The sequence below is a fragment of the Arthrobacter antioxidans genome (assembly GCF_023100725.1).
Lineage (GTDB): Bacteria > Actinomycetota > Actinomycetes > Actinomycetales > Micrococcaceae > Arthrobacter_D > Arthrobacter_D antioxidans.
On sequence record NZ_CP095501.1, the window covers coordinates 1,308,138 to 1,323,837 of the forward strand.

At 71.1% G+C, this 15,700-nt stretch carries 14 protein-coding genes; 12 read left to right on the top strand and 2 right to left on the bottom strand.

The window, feature by feature from the left end; all coding sequences use genetic code 11:
- Positions 1-49 precede the first annotated feature (49 nt).
- From MWM45_RS06025 to MWM45_RS06040, 4 genes are all read left to right on the top strand, one after another.
- Positions 50-2,947: an FtsK/SpoIIIE family DNA translocase gene (locus MWM45_RS06025; protein ID WP_247828669.1), complete on the top strand. Its 2,898-nt coding sequence runs from the start codon at positions 50-52 to the stop codon at positions 2,945-2,947.
- Between the two features lie 9 nt (positions 2,948-2,956).
- Entirely contained in the window at positions 2,957-3,544 is a 588-nt protein-coding gene (gene pgsA, locus MWM45_RS06030; RefSeq protein ID WP_043447543.1) for a CDP-diacylglycerol--glycerol-3-phosphate 3-phosphatidyltransferase, read from the top strand.
- On the top strand, positions 3,541-4,038 hold the full coding sequence (locus tag MWM45_RS06035) for a CinA family protein (RefSeq protein ID WP_247828670.1): 498 nt from the start codon (positions 3,541-3,543) through the stop codon (positions 4,036-4,038). The genes pgsA and MWM45_RS06035 overlap by 4 nt, the downstream gene beginning before the upstream one ends.
- Positions 4,039-4,161: 123 nt before the next feature.
- Complete coding sequence (locus MWM45_RS06040) at positions 4,162-4,602, top strand: helix-turn-helix domain-containing protein (protein ID WP_043447546.1); 441 nt, start codon at positions 4,162-4,164, stop codon at positions 4,600-4,602.
- Between the two features lie 63 nt (positions 4,603-4,665).
- Here the strand turns inward: MWM45_RS06040 and MWM45_RS06045 are convergent, their stop codons facing one another.
- Positions 4,666-5,175, bottom strand: a complete 510-nt coding sequence (locus MWM45_RS06045; RefSeq protein ID WP_052274503.1) for a MarR family winged helix-turn-helix transcriptional regulator — start codon at positions 5,173-5,175, stop codon at positions 4,666-4,668.
- Between the two features lie 200 nt (positions 5,176-5,375).
- Here MWM45_RS06045 and MWM45_RS06050 point away from each other — a divergent pair, with 200 nt between their 5' ends.
- The 6 genes from MWM45_RS06050 to dapF all read left to right on the top strand — a co-directional run bounded on the left by MWM45_RS06050 (position 5,376) and on the right by dapF (position 11,286).
- The gene (locus MWM45_RS06050) at positions 5,376-5,594 is read left to right on the top strand and encodes a DUF3046 domain-containing protein (protein WP_043447548.1); all 219 of its coding nucleotides are present in this window, start codon (positions 5,376-5,378) and stop codon (positions 5,592-5,594) included.
- 203 nt (positions 5,595-5,797) lie between these two features.
- Positions 5,798-6,841: a recombinase RecA gene (recA, locus tag MWM45_RS06055; protein ID WP_043447550.1), complete on the top strand. Its 1,044-nt coding sequence runs from the start codon at positions 5,798-5,800 to the stop codon at positions 6,839-6,841.
- A 5-nt stretch (positions 6,842-6,846) separates the two neighbouring features.
- A complete protein-coding gene (locus tag MWM45_RS06060) occupies positions 6,847-7,800 on the top strand; it encodes a regulatory protein RecX (protein ID WP_247828671.1) in 954 nt (317 codons plus the stop codon).
- Between the two features lie 59 nt (positions 7,801-7,859).
- Positions 7,860-9,422, top strand: coding sequence for a tRNA (N6-isopentenyl adenosine(37)-C2)-methylthiotransferase MiaB (gene miaB, locus MWM45_RS06065; RefSeq protein ID WP_418909741.1), 1,563 nt, complete (start codon positions 7,860-7,862; stop codon positions 9,420-9,422).
- Positions 9,419-10,339 (top strand): tRNA (adenosine(37)-N6)-dimethylallyltransferase MiaA, encoded by a 921-nt coding sequence (gene miaA / locus MWM45_RS06070; RefSeq protein WP_247828672.1) that lies wholly within the window; start codon positions 9,419-9,421, stop codon positions 10,337-10,339. The genes miaB and miaA overlap by 4 nt, the downstream gene beginning before the upstream one ends.
- Positions 10,336-11,286, top strand: a complete 951-nt coding sequence (dapF, locus tag MWM45_RS06075) for a diaminopimelate epimerase (RefSeq protein ID WP_247828673.1) — start codon at positions 10,336-10,338, stop codon at positions 11,284-11,286. Before miaA ends, dapF begins: the two co-directional genes overlap by 4 nt.
- Before the next feature lie 23 nt (positions 11,287-11,309).
- On the opposite strand, the gene MWM45_RS06080 is transcribed toward dapF, so the two are convergent.
- Entirely contained in the window at positions 11,310-11,918 is a 609-nt protein-coding gene (locus MWM45_RS06080) for a class I SAM-dependent methyltransferase (protein WP_247828674.1), read from the bottom strand.
- A gap of 122 nt (positions 11,919-12,040) precedes the next feature.
- Here MWM45_RS06080 and hflX point away from each other — a divergent pair, with 122 nt between their 5' ends.
- Both hflX and MWM45_RS06090 read left to right on the top strand, forming a co-directional pair.
- Positions 12,041-13,624, top strand: coding sequence for a GTPase HflX (gene hflX, locus MWM45_RS06085; RefSeq protein ID WP_043447555.1), 1,584 nt, complete (start codon positions 12,041-12,043; stop codon positions 13,622-13,624).
- Entirely contained in the window at positions 13,617-15,689 is a 2,073-nt protein-coding gene (locus tag MWM45_RS06090; RefSeq protein WP_272496060.1) for an ATP-dependent DNA helicase, read from the top strand. Before hflX ends, MWM45_RS06090 begins: the two co-directional genes overlap by 8 nt.
- The last annotated feature ends 11 nt before the right edge of the window (positions 15,690-15,700 follow it).

Consider the following 15,700-nt stretch of genomic DNA (forward strand, 5'->3'; position numbering starts at 1 on the left):
CGCGCGGGAATTCGACGGATCAGGGGAGTGGTCCGGTACCGTGATGGGCATGGCCACTCGAACGTCCCCTGCCCCGCGGGGCCAGCACCAGACCCGCAGCAAGGGAGCGTCCGCCGTCGCGGGGTCCCCCCGGACCAAGGCGCCGGCCAAGCCGCCCGGCAAGGGGACCGGCCGCGCCCCGGCCAAGGCCCGGCAGGCCCCGGTGACGCCCGACCCCCGGGACGAGGACCAGCTCGCCCTCCCGCTGCGGGCCGTCCGGGCGGTCTGGATGGGCACCGCCCGCGTCATCGGCTCGGGCGTCCGCACCTTCGGCCACGACGTCAACCCGGACCGTGAGCTCCGCCGGGACGGCTCCGGCTTCTTCCTCCTCCTGCTGGCCCTCGCCGTCGCCGCCGTCGAATGGTGGGCCCTCGGCGGCACCGCCGCCGACATCGTGCACGCGGCCGCCGGCGGCACCTTCGGCTGGATGGCCCTGCTCGTCCCCTTTCTGCTCGGCATCGGCGCCGTCCGCCTGTTCCGGTACCCCGAGCGGCACCGGGCCAACAACCGCATCGCCATCGGCCAGCTCGTCATCCTCTTCGCCGGCTCCGGCATCGCCCACCTCGTCGGTGGCCGGCCCGGCCTCTCCGACGGCCTCGACGCCCTCTGGCGCGCCGGCGGTGTCGCAGGGTTCCTCGTCGCAGGGCCGCTCAGCAGCGTCCTCACGGCCTGGCCCGTGGGCATCCTGCTCGCGGCGGCGATCTTCCTCGGCCTGCTGATCGTCACGGCCACGCCCTTCCGCCACATCCCCGCCCGGCTACGCACCCTGTACGAGCACCTGATGGGCCAGGACCCCGACGCCGCCGCCCGGCGCGACGACGGCCACGACCAGAGCTACCTCTACGAGACCCACGGCGCCACCGCGAAGCCCGAGCCGAAGCGCCGCAAGCGCCTGTTCGGCAAGGACACGTCCGAGGCGTCCGGGAACGACCACGACCAGCACGACGACGGCGAGGGCTACGTCGGCGACGAGGCGTTCGAGCGTGCCGTCATCGAGGACGAGGAGCGCCGCGCCCGCGAGGCCGAGGCCGCCGTCCCGCCCGGCGTCCGCCGCCCCACGCGGCAGGAACTCGCCGCGGAGGAGCTCAAGCGGTCGCAGGGTATCGGCACGACGGAGCCCGCGCCCGGGCGTGAACCGGAGGGTGCCACCGAGGCCATCGACGTCGTCCCCGCCGCGAAGGCGCTGATCGTCCCGTCGACACCGGTCCAGCCGCAGGTCCCGCCCACGCCCATCCCGCAGCGCACCGAGCAGCTGCAGCTCGCCGGCGACGTCGCCTACACCCTGCCGCCGTCGGACTACCTGCCGGCCGGCACACCGCCGAAGGAGCGCTCGGAAGCCAACGACGCCGTCGTCGCCGCCCTGACCCACACCATGGACCAGTTCAACGTGGACGCGAAGGTGACCGGGTTCTCCCGCGGCCCGACCGTGACGCGCTACGAGATCGAGCTGGCGCCGGGGACCAAGGTGGAGCGGGTGACCGCGCTGTCGAAGAACATCTCCTACGCCGTCGCCAGCTCGGACGTGCGCATCCTCTCGCCCATCCCCGGCAAGTCGGCCATCGGCATCGAGATCCCGAACACGGACCGCGAGACGGTCTCCCTCGGGGACGTGCTGCGCTCCGGCAACGCCCGCAAGACGGACCACCCCATGGTGATGGGCGTGGGCAAGGACGTCGAGGGCGGGTTCGTCGTCGCCAACCTCGCGAAGATGCCCCACCTGCTCGTGGCCGGAGCCACGGGCGCGGGCAAGTCCTCGTTCGTGAACTCCATGATCACCTCGATCCTCATGCGCTCCACGCCGGACGAGGTGCGCATGGTCATGGTGGACCCGAAGCGCGTGGAGCTCACGGCGTACGAGGGCGTGCCCCACCTCATCACGCCGATCATCACGAGTCCCAAGAAGGCCGCCGAGGCGCTGCAGTGGGTGGTCCGCGAGATGGACACGCGCTACGACGACCTGGCGAACTACGGCTACAAGCACATCGACGACTTCAACAAGGCCGTCCGGAACGGGAAGGTCGTGCCCCCCGAGGGGTCCAAGCGCGTGGTACGCCCCTACCCGTACCTGCTGGTCATCGTGGACGAGCTCGCCGACCTGATGATGGTCGCCCCGCGCGACGTCGAGGACTCGATCGTCCGCATCACCCAGCTGGCGCGCGCCGCCGGCATCCACCTCGTCCTCGCCACGCAGCGGCCGTCGGTCGACGTCGTCACCGGCCTGATCAAGGCGAACGTCCCGTCCCGCATGGCCTTCGCCACCTCCTCGGTCACCGACTCGCGCGTGGTGCTGGACCAGCCGGGCGCCGAGAAGCTGATCGGCCAGGGCGACGCGCTGTTCCTGCCCATGGGAGCGTCCAAGCCCATGCGCGTGCAGGGCGCCTGGGTGACCGAGTCGGAGATCCACCGCGTCGTCGAGCACGTGAAGGGACAGCTGCAGGCCGTCTACCGCGAGGACGTCGCGGTAGACGCGCCCAAGAAGCAGATCGACGACGACATCGGGGACGACCTCGAGGTCCTGCTCCAGGCCACCGAACTCGTGGTCACCACACAGTTCGGGTCCACGTCGATGCTGCAGCGCAAGCTCCGTGTCGGGTTCGCGAAGGCGGGTCGCCTCATGGACCTCCTCGAGTCGCGCGGGGTGGTGGGGCCGTCCGAGGGATCGAAGGCCCGCGACGTGCTGGTCAAGCCCGACGACCTCGCGCCCGTGCTGGCCGCCATGCGCGGCGACGAGCCCTCCGGCCCGACACCGCCCCAGCCGCGGGCCCAGGCGCCGATCGACCTCGTCGCGGACGATCTCGCCGCCCGGGCGCAGGCCGTCGACTACCACGACGGCGCGGACGCGCCGGGGGGCTCCGGTGACGGCGACGACGGCGAGGACACCGACGCCTGGAACCTCACCGGCAGGTAGCCTGAGAGTGTGACTAGCTCCCCGAGCCCGGCCGTGCCGGTCCTGAACATCGCGAACGTCCTCACGGTCGTCCGCATCCTCATGGTGCCGTTCTTCGTCTGGTTCCTCCTGCTCGACGACGGCCGCGACGGGCTGTTCCGCTGGCTCGCCGTCCTGGTCTTCGCGGTGGCGATCTACACCGACAAGCTCGACGGCGACCTCGCCCGCAGCCGGGGCCTCATCACGGACTTCGGCAAGATCGCCGACCCGATCGCCGACAAGCTGCTCATCGGCTCGGCCCTCGTGATGCTGTCCGTCCTGGGCGAACTCTGGTGGTGGGTCACCATCGTCATCCTGGTCCGCGAGATCGGGATCACGCTCCTGCGGTTCGCGGTGATCCGGTACGGGGTCATGCCGGCCTCGCGCGGGGGCAAGCTGAAGACCGTCGTCCAGACCGTCGCCATCCTGCTGTTCCTCATCCCGCTGCAGTCCATCGCCGGCGACTGGGCCTGGTGGCCCGCCGCCGCGGTCATGGCGGCCGCCGTCGTGATCACGGTGGTGACCGGCGTCGACTACGTGGTCCAGGCCATCCGGCTCCGGGCCGCCGCCCGCTCGTGACCGGCACGGGACCGGCCGCCGACGTCGTCGACCAGGCCACGCGCCGCGGCCTCACGGTGGCCACGGCCGAGTCCCTGACGGCCGGCATGGTCGCCGCCTCGCTCGCCGACGTCCCGGGTGCCTCCGCGGTGCTGCAGGGCGGGGTAATCGCCTATCAGAACTCTGTCAAGCAGAACCTTCTGGACGTCGACGCCGGACTTCTTTCGAGCGCGGGGGCCGTCGACCCGCGCGTCGCAGCGGCGATGGCCGACGGCGCGAGGGCCGCGTTCTCCGCGGACATCGGGGTCGCCACGACCGGCGTCGCGGGACCCTCGGCGCACGACGGGAAGCCCGTGGGGACCGTGTTCACGGCGATCTCCACCCCGTCGGGCACGGCGACGTTCGAGCATCACTTCGTCGGAGACCGCGACGCGATCAGGTCCGCTTCCCGTGACGCGGTGCTCGTCGAGCTCCTCGAGGCCCTGATCGGGGGAACAAACAATCGCCGGGGGTAGTTATAAACCATGTCGGCCGTTGATAAGGTTGGCGACTCAGGCTCAAGCAGAACGGGCAGGTCATCATCACGGGGCGGACGTCCATCGGGCGCCGCCGCATTATGAGGGAGCAAGGCGATCCAGATGGTAAAGCAGCCCGTATCCGTAAACGGCGTGGTCCGTTGGCGTGATGTGGGGTTGGCGGATGATGCACAACGCAGGCCCAAGGAGCGCAAACTGGTGGTTCTCCGCCATGAGATCGGCGACGTCCTGCGCGACGTCCGCCAGCGCCAAGGCCGCACCCTGCGCGAGGTGTCGCACAGTGCGAGGGTCTCCCTCGGATACCTCAGCGAGGTCGAGCGTGGACAGAAGGAAGCATCGTCCGAACTCCTCTCATCAATCTGCAGTGCACTCGAGGTGCCGCTCTCCTCGATGCTGCGGGAAGTCAGCGACCGCCTGGCAGAAGCAGAAGGCGTGTCCATCCCGGACACCATCCCCCAGGAGTTCTCCCGCGAGTTCGGGGACGACCTCACGGACGAACTGAACGACGACTTCCGTCGGGGACTGGCGGCCACGAACCGCTAGCCGGCCGACAAGAGGAAGGCCCGTCCCCGGCACGACCGAGGGGACGGGCCTTCCTGCTGTCTGCTACCAGTTGTCCCGGGTGTAGGTGTTGTTCAACTGGGCGATGAGCGTGCCCAGCCGCGTGAGGTCCTCCACGTCCCAGTCCTCCATGAGCTGGTGGAAGGCCTGCTTGCGGGCCGTCTGCGCCGCCACGAGCTGCCGCGTGCCGGCGTCCGTCAGCGAGATCGACTGCGCCCGGCCGTCGAGCGGATCCGCTTCCTTCCTGACCAGGCCCAGCTGCTCCAGCATCGCGATCTGCCGACTGACGGAGGGCTTGCCCACTCCCACGCTCGCAGCGATGTCGGTGAGACGCATGGAGCCCTCGCGCTGCAGGATCACGAGGAGTCCGTACGCCGCCGGTTCCATGTCGGGGTGCACCCGACGCGCCACCTTGTAGGAGTTCGAGCGGGCGCGCCGCCACAGCATGCTCAGCTGCTGCTCCAGGGCTTCGATCGCCGCGTCGGTGTCGGCATCCTCCCCGGGGTAGCCCGTACGGCCTGCGCCGGGGTCGGTGATGCTCGGCTTCGCGTTCATGGGGCCATTCTAGGGCGCACCGGCGGAATCACCATGCCCTGCCGCCTGTTTCCTCGCTCGGGCAGCGAATTCCGCCCGCGGGTCATCCACTCGAGGTGATTCCGACCCCGGCAGTGGGTGCCGACCTCCGCGCCGAGGACCCAGAATGGTAGGAGAGGTGGAATGGCTGATCGGCCCACGACGAGAACAAGGGACAGTGCATGCGGTTGAGCGACTTCTGGCGGTTGATGGACGACGAGTTCGGGGAGCGGTACTCGCGGACCCTCGCTCGGGACCTCGTCGTGGACCAGCTGGGTGACAGGACGGCGTCCGAGGCGCTGGGCGCGGGAGCCGATCCGAAGACGGTCTGGGAAGCCGTGTGCCGGGCGCAGGACGTGCCGAGGAGCCGTTGGCTCGGCCGCGACGTCAGGCCGCGCTGACGCCGGCGGCCGGCGCCAAGGGAGACACTCGGAGGAACGACGGATAATCGAATATCTGTTCGGACGGGGATATGATGGTGGAACGGCCCGAGCGCTGTTATGCACATGGCGACGGCCCCGCCCCGAACTGTCGGTGGGAGCCCTTACAGTCGAATCGAACACGTACACACAGGCCAGTTGGCCATGAACAACCGAGGTGAAGAATGGCCGCTCCAGACCGCGAGAAAGCCCTAGAAGCAGCTCTCGCCCAGATCGACAAGCAGTACGGCAAGGGTTCGATCATGCGTCTCGGCGACGAGACCAGGGCACCCATCGAGACCATCTCCACGAGCTCCATCGCTCTGGATGCGGCCCTCGGCATCGGCGGCCTGCCGCGTGGCAGGGTCGTGGAGATCTACGGTCCCGAGTCGTCGGGTAAGACCACCGTCGCCCTCCACGCCGTGGCCAGCGCCCAGCGCAACGGAGGGATCGCGGCGTTCATCGATGCCGAGCACGCCCTGGATCCCGAGTACGCGAAGAGGCTGGGCGTCGACACGGACGCGCTCCTCGTCTCACAGCCGGACACCGGCGAGCAGGCGCTCGAGATCATGGACATGCTCATCGGGTCCGGCTCGATCGACATCGTCGTCATCGACTCCGTCGCCGCACTCGTGCCCCGCGCCGAGATCGAGGGCGAGATGGGCGACAGCCACGTCGGCCTGCAGGCCCGGCTGATGAGCCAGGCCCTCCGGAAGATCACCGGACGGCTCGCCCAGACCAAGACCACGGCCATCTTCATCAACCAGCTCCGCGAGAAGATCGGTGTGTTCTTCGGAAGCCCCGAGACCACCACGGGCGGCAAGGCGCTGAAGTTCTACGCGTCGGTCCGGATCGACGTGCGACGCATCGAGACGCTGAAGGAAGGCGTCAACCCGGTCGGCAACAGGACGCGCGCCAAGATCGTCAAGAACAAGATGGCCCCGCCCTTCAAGCAGGCAGAGTTCGACATCCTGTACGGCTACGGCATCTCCCGCGAGGGTGGACTCATCGATGTCGGTGTGGAGAACGGGCTGGTCAAGAAGTCCGGCGCCTGGTTCACCTACGACGGCGACCAGCTGGGGCAGGGCAAGGAGAACGCCCGGAAGTTCCTGAAGGACAACCCGGGCCTGGCTGACGAGCTCGAGCAGAAGATCAGGGTCAAGCTGGGCATCGGAGTGCAGCCGGAGGAGACGGACGTACCGAAGCTCAAGGCCGTCAGCAGCGAGTAGGCGCAGTGGCATCGGGGACCGGGCCGGAAGCGGCCGGATGGGGGATCTCCTACGGCCTGTTCGGCTCGGACAGTGCAGCTGACCCGGACGAGTCCGAGCCGCCTCCCCGGTCCCGCTCCACGCGCCAGAAGCCGTCGCGGTCGGCGTCCTCCTCCTTCGGCAGGGCGACATCGACGCAGGGGAGGGGAGCGCCGCGTGCCCGGAGCCGCCGGGGCTCGGCAGGCCGGGCGTCCTTCGACGATCCGTTCGCGCCGGTCGTCGGCGCCTCGGCCGATGCCGACGAGGTTTCCGAGGCCGCGGAGGCCCCCGGGACGGGCGGCGGAGACGGCAGTCGTCGGGGGGCGCGCGGCGGTGACCGGTCCCCGTCCGCGGGAGCGCGGGGCGGGAACCGTGCTGCGGCGGCAGGTCGGACCGGCGGCACCACCGGTGATACGGGTGATACCGCTCCTGACGGGGATGACGCTCCCGTCAGGAGCGACGAGCAGTGGACGTCGCTGGCCCGCTCCGTCCTGCTCCGCCAACTGTCGCTGGGCGCGCGGAGCCGTCATCAGCTCGACCGCAAGCTCGCCGAGCGGGAGGTGCCGCCGCCGATCGCCGCAGCCCTCCTCGACCGGTTCGAGGAGGTGCAGCTCATCGATGACGCCGAGTTCGCCCGGATGTGGGTGCGGACCCGCACCGCCGCCAAGTCGCTCTCCCGGTCCTCGCTGCGGCGCGAGCTCGCGGACAAGGGCATCGACGCCGAGCTGGCGGAGGACGCCCTGCTGCAGCTCTCCGACGAGGACGAGGACGGGCAGGCCCGCGAGGTGGTGCGGCGCAAGCTCCGCCGCAGCGCCGATCTCTCGGATCGTGCCGTGCGGGAGAAGGAGGTGCGGCGCCTCGTCGGGGTGCTGGCCCGCAAGGGGTACAGCCCCGGGACGGCGTTCTCGATCGTGAAGGGCGTCATCGCCGAGGCGGAGTGATCGCACCGGCGGACACGGCGATTGTGGGGGCCCAGCATGCCAGCCGTACGCTTGAGGACGTGAGTACGACACTTCCCGTTCCCCTCGACGAGACCCCCCACGGCATCCCGGCCGGTACGCCCGGGCAGCGCACCTACGAGGTGCGGACGTTCGGCTGCCAGATGAACGTGCATGATTCCGAGCGGATCTCCGGGCTGCTCGAGGGCGCGGGGCTCTCCCGCGTGGAGGGCGGCCAGGCGGATGTCGTCGTCTTCAACACCTGCGCCGTCCGCGAGAACGCCGATAACAAGCTGTACGGCAACCTGGGGATCCTCAAGGCGGTCAAGGAGGCCCGGCCGGACCTGCAGATCGCCGTCGGCGGGTGCCTCGCCCAGAAGGACAGAGAGACCATCCTCACGAAGGCACCGTGGGTGGACGCCGTCTTCGGGACGCACAACATCGGCGCGCTACCCGCCCTGCTCGAGCGGGCCCGCCACAACCAGGACGCCCAGCTGGAGATCCTCGAATCCCTCGATGTCTTCCCCTCGACCCTGCCGACGCGGCGCGAGTCGGTCTACGCGGGCTGGGTGTCGATCTCCGTCGGCTGCAACAACACCTGCACCTTCTGCATCGTGCCGTCCCTGCGGGGCAAGGAGCGCGACCGCCGGCCGGGGGAGATCCTCGCCGAGATCGAAGCGCTCGTGGCGGACGGCGCCGTCGAGGTCACGCTCCTCGGCCAGAACGTGAACTCCTACGGCGTCGAATTCGGAGACCGGGGCGCCTTCGCGAAGCTGCTGCGCGCCTGCGGATCGATCGAGGGCCTCGAGCGGGTCCGGTTCACGAGCCCCCACCCGGCAGCGTTCACCGACGACGTGATCGACGCGATGGCCGAGACGCCCAACGTGATGCCGCAGCTGCACATGCCCCTGCAGTCGGGCTCGGACCGCATCCTCAAGGCGATGCGCCGGTCCTACCGGTCCAGCCGCTTCCTCGGCATCCTCGACCGGGTCCGCGACCGGATGCCCCACGCCGCCATCTCCACGGACATCATCGTGGGCTTCCCCGGCGAGACGGAGGAGGACTTCCAGGCCACCCTCGACGTCGTCGAGCAGTCGCGCTTCGCCACGGCCTTCACCTTCCAGTACTCGAAGCGTCCCGGCACGCCCGCGGCGGACCTGCCCGACCAGCTGCCCAAGGCCGTGGTGCAGGAGCGGTTCGAACGGCTGACCGCGCTGCAGGACCGCATCGCCCGCGAGGAGAACGCCCGGCAGGTCGGGGCGGTCGTCGAGGTGCTCGTCACCGACCAGCAGGGCCGCAAGGGCGGCGAGACGCACCGGCTCACCGGGCGGGCACGGGACCAGCGGCTCGTCCACTTCTCGGTCCCCGACGGCGCGGCCGTGCCCCGACCGGGCGACGTCGTGACCCTGCCCGTCACCGAGGCGGCGTCGTTCCACCTGCTGTCCGACCCTGCCCCGGGACAGTACGCGGTGCGCCGCTCCCGCGCGGGCGACGCGTGGGACAGGAGCCAGGCCGACTCCTGCGGCGCTCCTGCCCCGTCCGACGGCACGGCCGGTCCCGACGGTGCCCCGCGGCCGGTCTCGCTGGGCATGCCGTCCCTGCCGGTCCGCGGAGGGCGTTCTTGACCCTTCCCGTGGTCGCGGTCGTCGGCCCCACGGGGTCCGGCAAGTCCGAGCTCGGCATCGCCCTGGCCCGGCGCCTCGACGGCGAGATCGTCAACGCCGACGCCCTCCAGTTCTACCGCGGCATGGACATCGGCACGGCCAAGCTGCTCCCGGCGGAGCGGCAGGGCATCGAGCACCACCTCCTCGATGTCCTCGACGTCACGCAGGAGGCGAGCGTCGCCGCCTACCAGGAGGATGCCCGCCACGTCATCGGGGACATCCGTGCCCGCGGGCGGGTGCCCATCCTCGTCGGCGGATCCGGCCTGTACCTCCGTGCCGCCCTCGACCGGCTCGAGTTCCCGCCGACCGACGCCGGCGTCCGGGCCCGGCTCGAGGCGGAGCTCGCCGCCACCGGGAGCACGGCGTTCCGCGAGCGGCTCCGGGCGGTCGACCCGGCGTCCGCCGAACGCATCGACGACGACCGCCGCCTCGTCCGCGCCCTCGAGGTGCACGAGATCAGCGGGCGGCCCTTCAGCGCCTTCATGCCGCGCCGGGAGTACCACCAGCCCGCCGTGCAGATCGGCCTCGCCGTCGACCGGGACGTCCTGCGCGCCCGGCTCGCCGACCGGGTGCACGCGATGGTGCGCAGCGGACTGGCCCGCGAGGTGGAGCGCCTCGCCGCCGCCGGGCTCCGGGACGGGCGGACGGCGTCGCGCGCCCTCGGGTACGGGCAGTTCCTCCGCGTACTGGACGGTGCCATGACGGAGCAGGACGCCATCGAGGACACCATCGCCGCGACCCGCCGGTTCGCCCGGCGCCAGCTCACCTGGTTCCGGGGGGATCCGCGCGTGGCCTGGACGGACTGGCAGGCGCCCGGCCTCGTCGACCGCGCGGTCGGGCTCGTGCGGGCGCACGGGGACCTATCCTTAGGACTGTGACCGACTACCGCGCCCTCGCCGCCGATCCCGGACAGCCCGCCGGCCTCTCCTTCACCAAGGGCCACGGGACCGGCAACGACTTCGTCCTGACGCTCGATCCCGACGCGTCGGCGCCGGACGACGCCGCCTTCGTCGCCTCGCTCTGCGACCGCCACCGGGGCATCGGCGCCGACGGATACATCAGGGCGGTGCGGTCGTCCGCCCTGCCCGAGGGGCGGGCGCTCCTGCAGACGGACCCCGACGCCGAATGGTTCATGGACTACCGCAACGCCGACGGCTCGGTGTCCGAGATGTGCGGCAACGGCGTGCGCGTCTTCGCACACTTCCTGCTCGCATCCTCGGTGGCCGAGCTGCCCGAGGGCGGCGAGCTCGCCATCGCCACCCGCGCGGGCGTCAAACGCGTGACCCGCTCGCACGACGGCTACGCGGTGGACATGGGTCCGTGGGAATTCATCCATCCCGAGGCGGCCGTGGCCCGCGGCATGGACTCCCTCGTGGAGATCGGCGGACTGGACGTCGACCGCCCGGCGCTGTCGGTCAGCATGGGTAATCCGCACACCGTCGTCGCGCTGGCGGAATCCGCCGAACTCCAGCAGACCGAACTGCATCGGGCTCCGGGGGTCCAGCCCGTCCCGCCGGAGGGGACCAACGTGGAACTCGTGGTGCCCTCGGATCCGCTGGTGGGGGACGACGGCGTCGGCAGGCTCAGCATGCGCGTCCACGAGCGCGGCGTCGGCGAGACCCAGTCCTGCGGCACCGGTGCGTGCGCCGCCGCGGCAGCCACACGATTCTGGGCCGGCCAGGGTGCGCCGGCACGATGGCAGGTGACCGTCCCGGGCGGCGTCGTCGGGGTGACCTTCTTCGACGGCCCCGGCGGTCGCGAGCACGTGCTGCTCAGCGGCCCGGCCGTCCTCGTGGCGGAGGGCGTGCTCCTTCCCGCCGCCTGAGCGGGATGAGCCGGTCGGGACGTTCAGGCGGCCCGGTGCACCTCGATGATGCGGAAGGACTTGGACGTCTCCGCGCGCCGGACCGTGAAGCCGCCGGGCAGTTCCTCGGCCAGCCAGCGCTGCAGTGAGTCCGCGCCGAGGTTCTTCTGCACCACCAGCCAGGCGCGGCCGTCCGGAGCGAGGCGCGGGAGCCAGTGCAGCAGCAGGGCATGCAGTTCCTGCTTCCCGATGCGGATGGGCGGATTGGACCAGATGGTGTCGAACACGAGCGACCCGTCCACGGCGTCGGGGGTGCCGGCCGCTACATTGCCGAGTCCGAGGCGGGCGGCGTTCTCCGCGGTCAGTGCGACGCACCGCTCGTTGACGTCGACCGCGTAGACCTCCGCGTCGGGCGCCTTCAGGGCCATGGTGAGGGCGATCGGTCCCCACCCGCAGCCGATGTCCAGCAGGCGGCGCCCCTGCGGGTCCGGGACGGCGTCGAGCAGGATCGCGGTGCCCTTGTCGACGCCGTCGGGGCTGAACAGGCCCGACGACGTCACGAGGTCCCGGCGCGCGCCGGCCAGGACGACGGAGAGCGGTCGGCGCGTGTCCGGTCCCGCCGGCTGGGCGCTGAAATAGTGCTGAGACTCCATGGACAGAAGCCTAGTGGCACGCCGGCGGCCCGTCCGCGCGGTCGGGTTTCGCGCTGGGAGAATTCGCTGGAGCACGCCGGGGCGTCAGCCGTAGGATTGTAGGACATTCATCTAGGGAGACTATGACCGAGAACAACGGACATTCCACCGGCGCCGACATGGGCCCGGAGGAGATCCAAGCCGTCATCGACCGGATCCTCGCCAGCGACGAAGCTGCGGCGGCCAAGGCGACGAAGGGGACATCAGGGCCGGGGGAGAGCTCCGCGCCGATCGAGAAGACCTGGCGATCACGGGCACAGGCCCTCTCCCAGGACGAGGAGCCGTCGGACGCCGACGGTGACCAGCAGGACCTCGCCGAGCGCCGCGCGCTCCGACGCGTCGCGGGACTGTCCACCGAACTCGAGGACGTCACCGAGGTCGAATACCGGCAGCTCAGGCTGGAGCGGGTGGTCCTCGCCGGCCTATGGAGCGAAGGGACGGCGCAGGACGCCGAGAACTCGCTTCAGGAGCTCGCGGCACTGGCGGAGACTGCGGGCTCCGAGGTGCTCGACGGCATCGTGCAGCGACGCCTCAAGCCGGACCCCGGAACGTTCCTCGGGTCGGGCAAGGCCCAGGAGCTGAAGGGGATCGTCCAGGCCACCGGGGCGGACACCGTGATCGTCGACAGCGAACTCTCGCCGTCGCAGCGTCGCGGTCTGGAGGACATCGTGAAGGTCAAGGTGATCGACCGGACCGCCCTGATCCTCGACATCTTCGCGCAGCACGCCAAGAGCCGTGAGGGCAAGGCCCAGGTGGAACTCGCGCAGCTCGAGTACCTGCTCCCGCGCCTCCGCGGCTGGGGTGAATCGATGTCCCGCCAGGCCGGCGGCCAGGTCGGCAGCGCAGGCTCCGGCATGGGCTCGCGTGGCCCGGGCGAGACGAAGATCGAACTCGACCGGCGCAAGATCCGCACCCGCATGGCGAAGCTCCGCCGCGAGATCGCCGGGATGAAGCCCGCGCGGGAGACCAAGCGTTCCAACCGCCGTCGGAACCAGGTGCCCTCCGTCGCCATCGCCGGCTACACGAATGCCGGCAAGTCGTCCCTGCTGAACCGGCTCACCGACGCCGGCGTCCTCGTCGAGAACGCGCTGTTCGCCACACTGGATCCGACGGTGCGCAAGGCGGAGACGCCGGACGGCATCGGCTACACCCTGGCCGATACGGTCGGGTTCGTCCGCTCGCTGCCCACCCAGCTCATCGAGGCGTTCCGCTCCACCCTGGAGGAGGTCGCCGACTCCGACCTCATCCTGCATGTCGTCGACGCGTCCCACCCCGACCCGGAGGGGCAGATCGCCGCGGTCCGTACCGTGCTGACGGAGGTCGACGCCCGCAAGGTGCCCGAGATCATCGTGCTGAACAAGGCCGACGCCGCCGATCCGTTCGTCATCGAGCGGCTGCGGCAGCGCGAACCGCGGTCCGTCGTCGTCTCGGCGCGGACAGGCGCGGGGCTCACGGAGCTGCGCCAGCTCATCAGCACGAACATCCCCCGCCCCGGCGTGAAGCTCGACCTGATGGTGCCGTACGAGCGTGGGGAGATCCTCAGCCGCCTCCACGAGGAGGACGTCGAGATCCTCGGTCTGGAGCACGTCGGTGAGGGGACCCGCCTCGAGGTGATGGTCCGGGAAGGCCTGGCCGCCGAGCTGGAGGCGTACGTCCGGCATGAGTGAGAGCACGCGGTCCGGCGCCGTGGCGGCGCCGGACGCGGCTCCCCACTCGGACGAAGCACGGCAGGCCCTCGAACTGCTCGACGCCGCGGTGGGCGCCATGGGCGGGGAGATGCGCTCCGGCCAGCACGAGATGGTCCGGCAGGTCAGTGAGTCCATCCGCTCCGGCGAGCACCTGCTCGTCCAGGCCGGCACCGGCACCGGGAAGTCGCTCGCGTACCTGGTCCCGCTGATCGCCCACGCGATGGACAGCGACAAGCCCTCGATCGTCTCCACGGCCACGCTCGCCCTCCAGGCGCAGATCGTGGGAAGGGACCTCCCGCGACTCCTGGACGCCGTGCGGCCCGCGCTCACGCGCCCCGTCGACGTCGCCCTGCTCAAGGGCCGCTCCAACTACGTCTGCCTCCACAAGACCGGCGGCGGCTTCCCGGAGGAGGACGCGCCCGCCGCCCTCTTCAGCCTCGGCGAGGATGCCGCGCCGCACCCGGCCCCGGCGACCGACGGCCCGTCCTCCGCGCTCGGGAGGGACGTGGTGCGGTTGCGTGAGTGGGCCGAGGAGACCGCGACCGGCGACCGCGACGACCTCGTACCCGGCGTGAGCGACCGCGCCTGGCGCCAGGTGTCCGTCTCCAGCATGGAGTGCATCGGTGCCGCCCGCTGTCCGATGGCCCAGGAGTGCTTCAGCGAGAAGGCGCGCGCCGCAGCAGCCGACGCCGACATCATCATCACCAACCACGCCATGCTCGCGATCAGCGCCTTCGAAGGGCTTGCCGTCCTGCCCGAGTACGACGTCGTCGTCATCGACGAGGCACACGAACTCCACGACCGCGTCACCGGAGCCGTCTCGGGCCAGCTCTCCGCCTCCATGGTGACCGCTGCAGCCGCGGCGCTCCGGCGCCACGCCTCCATCACCACGGGCGCCCTCGACACGGCCGCCGACGCCTTCGAGGCGGCCGCCGAGCTCGTTCCCTCGGGCCTCCTGCCGGGGGGCCTCCCGGAGGATCTCGAGCAGGCCCTCGCCCAGGTCCGCGACGCGTCGCGTGCCGCGCTGTCGGACACCAAGACGGACGGCAAGTCCGAAGCCGACGTCGACGGCGGCCGGCAGGTCGCACGTTCCCGCACCACGCTGGTCTTCGAGCTCGCCGAGCGGATCCTCGCGGCGTCCGAGCTCAACGAGGTGGTCTGGGCGTCGCGTCCCAGCACCTTCACGCCTGGCTCGGGCTACGTGCAGCCCGACGAGAGTGCACCCGCGACGCTGAACGTCGCGCCGCTGTCCGTCGCCGGGCGGCTGCGGGAGGGACTGTTCGAGGACCACACCGTGATCCTGACCTCCGCGACCCTCGCGATCGGATCCGAGTTCGGTCCCGTCGCGGGCTCGCTGGGCCTCAGCGGCCCCGGTGCGCCCGCCTGGACCGGCGTCGACGTCGGAAGCCCCTTCGACTACCCGCGGCAGGGCGTGCTCTACGTGGCGAAGGACCTGCCGAAGCCCGAGCGAGGCACCTCCGACGCGCAGCTCGAGGAGCTCCTGGGGCTGCTCACGGCATCGCGGGGAGGTGCGCTGGGACTGTTCTCGTCCAAGCGCGCCGCCGAGGAGGCCGCGGAGGCCCTGCGTCCGAAGGTCGACTTCGAGATCCTGTGCCAGGGGGAGTCCTCGCTCAACGCACTGGTCACGCAGTTCGCGGACGAACCGGATACCTGCCTGTTCGGCACCATGTCCCTGTGGCAGGGCGTCGATGTGCCGGGGGCCTCGTGCCGACTGGTCGTGATCGACCGCATCCCCTTCCCGCGACCGGACGATCCGCTCATGACCGCCCGCACCCGGGCGGTGGCCCGGAACGGGGGCAACGGCTTCATGAGCGTGTCCGCCACGCACGCGGCGGTCCGGCTCGCGCAGGGCGCCGGGCGCCTGATCAGGGCGACAGGGGACCGGGGCGTCGTCGCCGTCCTGGACAGCCGGCTCGCCAACGCCCGGTACGGCGGCTTCCTTCGGGCCGCCCTCCCGCCCTTCTGGGCGACGACCGACCGCGCCACCGTCACGGGCATCCTGGAGCGGCTCTCGGGGCGCTGACGCGCCCCGCC

What these genes read in the sequence shown, in the direction of transcription:
- MWM45_RS06045 (WP_052274503.1), bottom strand. Translation starts at nt 5,175, where the DNA reads ATGAACGCGAAGCCGAGCATCACCGACCCCGGCGCAGGCCGTACGGGC.
- MWM45_RS06090 (WP_272496060.1), top strand. Translation starts at nt 13,617, where the DNA reads ATGAGTGAGAGCACGCGGTCCGGCGCCGTGGCGGCGCCGGACGCGGCT.
- MWM45_RS06025 (WP_247828669.1), top strand. Translation starts at nt 50, where the DNA reads ATGGCCACTCGAACGTCCCCTGCCCCGCGGGGCCAGCACCAGACCCGC.
- hflX (WP_043447555.1), top strand. Translation starts at nt 12,041, where the DNA reads ATGACCGAGAACAACGGACATTCCACCGGCGCCGACATGGGCCCGGAG.
- MWM45_RS06080 (WP_247828674.1), bottom strand. Translation starts at nt 11,918, where the DNA reads ATGGAGTCTCAGCACTATTTCAGCGCCCAGCCGGCGGGACCGGACACG.
- recA (WP_043447550.1), top strand. Translation starts at nt 5,798, where the DNA reads ATGGCCGCTCCAGACCGCGAGAAAGCCCTAGAAGCAGCTCTCGCCCAG.
- MWM45_RS06040 (WP_043447546.1), top strand. Translation starts at nt 4,162, where the DNA reads ATGGTAAAGCAGCCCGTATCCGTAAACGGCGTGGTCCGTTGGCGTGAT.
- MWM45_RS06050 (WP_043447548.1), top strand. Translation starts at nt 5,376, where the DNA reads ATGCGGTTGAGCGACTTCTGGCGGTTGATGGACGACGAGTTCGGGGAG.